The sequence below is a fragment of the Gilliamella sp. B14384G12 genome, assembly GCF_016101825.1.
Lineage (GTDB): Bacteria > Pseudomonadota > Gammaproteobacteria > Enterobacterales > Orbaceae > Gilliamella > Gilliamella apicola_N.
Map to the genome: position 1 here is coordinate 1 of NZ_JACFPU010000050.1, position 413 is coordinate 413.

Annotated in this window: 1 pseudogene; it reads left to right on the forward strand. The window is 36.8% G+C overall.

What is annotated here, in order from left to right:
- Positions 1-121: 121 nt before the first annotated feature.
- Positions 122-413 (forward strand): annotated as a pseudogene (locus H3S73_RS13605) (hypothetical protein); the annotation flags it as partial.

Genomic DNA, 413 nt, shown 5'->3' on the forward strand with positions numbered 1-413 from the left:
AACATTAAATTATCAGTCACCGATTGAATACAAAAGAAATCGATGACCTTATCTTTTTGGTACTAAAAAGTGTGGACATACCATACTTTTTCTGGCTACTTTCCTTACAGGTTGTTTTTGTATGCAAAAAATGGAAGTTCGACCAAAGTCGTTACCCAATGCCACATTGGGTACCCCCTATTACGCTAAAATTGAGGTTTTTGGTGGCGTTGTTATAGATGAATTCTTTGCCTATCATATCAAACCAGAGAAATCAGGACTTGAATTATCTCCTAGAGGTTTAGGAACAGAATATGTTTCCTATAATGATCTTGAAATAAAGGGGACACCTAAAGTTACAGGGACAATCACAATAAAACTTTCTGGAGGCACTTACGGTACAATGTCATGTCCGGGAAGAGACTTTAAGAAAG